The sequence below is a fragment of the Pantoea sp. ANP04 genome, assembly GCF_041982285.1.
Classification (GTDB): Bacteria; Pseudomonadota; Gammaproteobacteria; order Enterobacterales; family Enterobacteriaceae; genus Pantoea; species Pantoea eucalypti.
The window spans coordinates 1-540 of the sequence record NZ_JAUTYS010000147.1 but is presented as its reverse complement, the minus strand read 5'-3'; the positions used below and the strand labels follow the sequence as shown (position 1 = coordinate 540).

Genomic DNA, 540 nt, shown 5'->3' with positions numbered 1-540 from the left:
CAGATAACGGGCGATTTGACCGCCATCGCTGCTACGATAAAATCATTAAAGTCCTCAGAGTCTATTTGGCTAGAAGTGATTTATGACGGTGATGAAATCGTCAATGAGCTGCGTGAAGAAGTGAATGCCATGATTGAGGGTTTAACTTGCGAAGTGTTAAAAATCAAAAATACGCGCACCTACAATAAAGTCCTCAATCAGCAGCAATCTTCTGTAACCTTACAAGATTTAAATGAGCTTGATGTGTTTGATAAATGCTTAGAAATCAATGGCATTGCCGATACCCAAAAAGCCTCATTACGCAGCGCCTATCAGCAGATACTCCATAATATCTACCATGATGACGTTCAAGCTGAATAAATGAGCAATGAGCGCGGCATCAAAACATAAGTTCCAAAGCCCAATCACAACCATCCATTCAAACGACAAAGACCGACACATGCGCCTAATCGAACTGCGACTCAAAAACTTAAACTCTTTAAAGGGCGAATGGCATATCGATTTCGCTGATTCCGCGTTTATCAATGAAGGCATATTTGC

At 41.1% G+C, this 540-nt stretch carries 1 protein-coding gene; it reads left to right on the top strand.

Annotated elements, in window-relative coordinates; all coding sequences use genetic code 11:
- The coding region (locus Q7C21_RS22815) for an exonuclease SbcCD subunit D C-terminal domain-containing protein (protein ID WP_375151212.1) at nucleotides 1-360 on the top strand (360 nt) is incomplete at its 5' end.
- Between the last annotated feature and the right edge of the window lie 180 nt (nucleotides 361-540).